At 58.8% G+C, this 3,540-nt stretch carries 3 protein-coding genes; 1 reads left to right on the forward strand and 2 read right to left on the reverse strand.

Annotated features, from left to right (window positions below):
- Positions 1 to 253: 253 nt before the first annotated feature.
- On the reverse strand, positions 254 to 1,483 hold the full coding sequence (locus ABWP81_RS10490; protein ID WP_353141618.1) for a multifunctional CCA addition/repair protein: 1,230 nt from the start codon (positions 1,481 to 1,483) through the stop codon (positions 254 to 256).
- Positions 1,483 to 2,397 carry a complex I NDUFA9 subunit family protein gene (locus ABWP81_RS10495; RefSeq protein WP_353141620.1) on the reverse strand — a complete coding sequence of 305 codons (915 nt, stop codon included), beginning with the start codon at positions 2,395 to 2,397 and terminating at the stop codon, positions 1,483 to 1,485. The genes ABWP81_RS10490 and ABWP81_RS10495 overlap by 1 nt, the downstream gene beginning before the upstream one ends.
- A gap of 55 nt (positions 2,398 to 2,452) precedes the next feature.
- Between ABWP81_RS10495 and tal the strand changes: the two genes are divergently transcribed.
- Positions 2,453 to 3,394, forward strand: a complete 942-nt coding sequence (gene tal, locus ABWP81_RS10500) for a transaldolase (RefSeq protein ID WP_353141622.1) — start codon at positions 2,453 to 2,455, stop codon at positions 3,392 to 3,394.
- Positions 3,395 to 3,540: the final 146 nt, after the last annotated feature.

Below are 3,540 nucleotides of genomic sequence, written 5' to 3' on the forward strand. Positions count from 1 at the left end.
GTCGCTTCGCGCCTAATGTCGCTGCCGCAGGCACACCCCACACCGCTTGACGCGCTAGAGATTGGTTTATTGCTAGTCGTGCGCGTGAGTTATTTCAGCATCCGTAGCGAAATGTTCTGAGTGAGATGCAATGCAATGCAACGCGAGCCCAAAGCAGCGAAGCGGTAAGGGCGGTGACCGCGGCAGCGACATTAGGCGCGAAGCGACGGCGGAGCAGAGCGGGTACCGCCCTTGCCGCTTCGTAGCGCACAACTTAAAGAGAAGAAAGAGCAGCAGCAATAGCCGCTAACCGTGCCGCATCCATACGCGCACCAACAGCCGGACCATTCAGGCCTTCTTCCAACGCCTGCGCACTCACAGCCGCACTGTCCACCGACTGCGCCGCCTTCAACAGCAAAGCCAACCGAGGCCCCTGCGCATATGCCTCATCCTCTTTGCCCAAACGTCCAATCGCATCGCACTCGCACGCTTGCAAAGCAAGCAAAAACCGTTCAGGACGACGCAGCGCATCGCATCGCACCAGCAAGCGCAACACGGCATCAGCACCAAAGCCCAAGCTCTGATGAATGTTGCCGTGTTCACGCGCCACCAACTCGGCCAGTTCTTTGCATTCCACTGGCACACGCCATCGCGTACACAAAGCGCGGGTGAGTTTTTCGCTGCGCTGCTCGTGGCCAATGTGACGGGGCAACACGTCGGCGGGCGTGGTGCCTTTGCCTAGGTCGTGGCACAGGCAAGCAAAGCGCACTTCGAGTGGGGCATTCATTCGCGCTGATGCATCGAGCACCATTTCTAGATGAATGCCGGTGTCAATTTCGGGGTGGTATTCGGCGCGTTGCGGCACGCCGTACAGTTTGTCGACTTCGGGCAGCAGGCGCTGCAAAGCGCCGCATTCGCGCAGCACTTGCAGCATGCGCGAGGGTTTGCTACCCATCAAGCCGCGTGACAACTCTTGCCACACGCGTTCGCTCACCAAGGCGTCTACCTCGCCCTCGGTCACCATCTCGCGCATGAGCGTCATCGTGTCAGGGGCAACCGTGAAGTCGGGAAAGCGTGCGGCAAATCGGGCCAAGCGCAGGATGCGCACGGGGTCTTCGCGGAAGGCTTCGGTTACGTGGCGTAGAACTTTGGCGGCAATGTCGCGCCCTCCACCAAAAGGGTCGGTGCGGAGGCCGTGTTCGTCTTGCGCGATGGCGTTGATGGTCAGGTCGCGTCGGGCCAGGTCTTCCTCGAGCGTCACATCCGGCGCGGCGTGCACTGCAAAGCCGTGATAGCCACGCGCGGTTTTGCGCTCGGTGCGGGCTAGTGCGTATTCCTCGTGGGTGTCGGGGTGCAAGAACACCGGAAAGTCGCGGCCCACAGTTTGGTAGCCTTGCGCCACCAAAGCCTCGGGCGTGCCGCCCACCACCACCCAGTCGCGGTCAGAGCCTACCTTGCCCATCAGGGCATCGCGCACTGCACCGCCAACAAGGTAGGTTTTCATCAATGTCCCGGCACGAACAATCGCTTGATAGATTTGGGCTCAGAAATGCCCAGTGCGTGCAGCCCTTGTTCATGTCCGCTGGCAATGTTGTTGACCTTCATCGAGTCCAAGTTATCGCGGCTCATCAACGTGGGGCCGGGTGCAAACTCCATCAACAGCGCTTGCAGCCAACCGATGGCGTAGGGCAGCGAGATGACGTGGCGTTCTTTACCCACCCAGCGACCCGCAAGCTGGACCAGTTCGGACAGCGAGAGGATGTCGGGGCCGCACAGCTCAAACACTTGGCCTTCGGTGCTGGAGGTGTTCACGCAATGCACGATGGCCTGCGCCACGTCGTGCACCCACACAGGCTGAAAGCGCGTGTGCGCACCGGCCAGCGGCATGAAGGGAAAAACTTTTTGCAGTTTGGCAAACAGGTTGATGAACTGGTCGTCTTTACCAAAGATCACGCTGGGGCGCAGCAGGGTCAAACCCAATGGGGCTTTTTGTGCGGCAGAAAGCAAAGCCAATTCACCTCGCGCTTTGCTACGTTGGTACATGGAGGGGCCGTGCACATCAGCACCGAGTGCGCTGATGTGAATCAGACGCGCAACGTTTTCAGCATGGCACGCACGCGCCAAGTTGGTGGGCAGCGTAACGTGGGCGTGGGTGAATTCTTCTTCCGTGCCGTGCAAGATAGCAATGAGGTTGATCACTACATCGTGGCCGTGCACCAAGGCTTGCAGTTGTTTGGCGTCGTGCACATCGGCTTGAACCACGGTCACGCCCGGCATCATTTGGATGTGACGCGCGGGCAGGCGTCGTGTTGGCACAGTCACTTGGTGATGTTGCAGGCTGAGACGCGAGCACACATGGCTGCCCACAAAGCCAGAGCCACCCAGAACCAGAATTTTTTGAGGTGTGAAAGATTGCATAAATCACACTGTAGCGCCAAGCCGCTAGACTGTTGTGACACAGGATAATTGCGCCATGAACCAACTCGATGCCCTCAAGCAATTCACCACCGTCGTGGCCGACACGGGCGACTTTAAGCAGCTCAGCGCTTTTAAGCCGCAAGACGCCACCACCAACCCGTCGCTGATTTTGAAGGCGGTGCAAAAGCCAGAATATTTGCCCTTGCTCAAAGCCACCGTAGCCGCCCACGGCAATGAACCGATAGACGCGCAGATTGACCGCCTGCTGGTGCGCTTTGGGTGCGAGATTTTGGCCACCATCCCTGGCCGTGTGTCCACCGAAGTGGATGCCCGTTTGAGCTTTGACACACCCGCCACCGTGGCGCGTGCCAAGCGCATCATGGCCTTGTACGAAGCGCAGGGCGTCAAGCGTGAACGTGTGCTCATCAAAATTGCTTCCACATGGGAAGGCATTCAAGCTGCCGCCGAGCTAGAGCGCGAAGGCATTCGCACCAACCTGACCTTGCTGTTCTCGTTCGCCCAAGCTGTGGCTTGTGGTGATGCCAAGGTGCAGCTGATTTCCCCGTTTGTGGGCCGTATTTACGACTGGTACAAGAAGTCGGCAGGCGCGGCTTGGGTAGAAGCCGACAACGCCAACGCCAATGACCCCGGGGTGAAGTCAGTGCGCGCGATTTACAACTACTACAAACGCCACGGCATCCAAACCGAGGTGATGGGCGCGAGCTTTCGAAACGTGGGCCAAATCACGGCCTTGGCGGGTTGCGATTTGCTGACCATCGCGCCTGAGTTGCTGGCGCAGTTGGAGGCCTCAAGCGAGGCATTGACGCAAGCCCTGAGCGCATCAGCCGCGATGCAGTTGGACTTGCCAGTGTTGCATCACACCGAGGCCTCGTTCCGCTATGCCATGAATGAAGACGCGATGGCGACGGAAAAGTTAGCCGAGGGCATTCGCGCGTTTTGTGTGGATGCGGTGAAGCTTGAGGCGCTCATGCATTGAGTTTTATTTAGTCTGTTCGCGTGAGCGAATGGGCTGGACGAAAAAAAGCCCCGCAGTGCGGGGCTTTTTATTGGGTTTGTCAGTCTGCAATAAAGCAGCGAGGCAATTACATGCCCATGCCGCCCATACCACCCATGCCGCCCATG

Origin of the sequence: Limnohabitans sp. (genome assembly GCF_040401135.1) — a bacterium.
In the GTDB taxonomy this organism is placed as follows: domain Bacteria; phylum Pseudomonadota; class Gammaproteobacteria; order Burkholderiales; family Burkholderiaceae_C; genus Limnohabitans.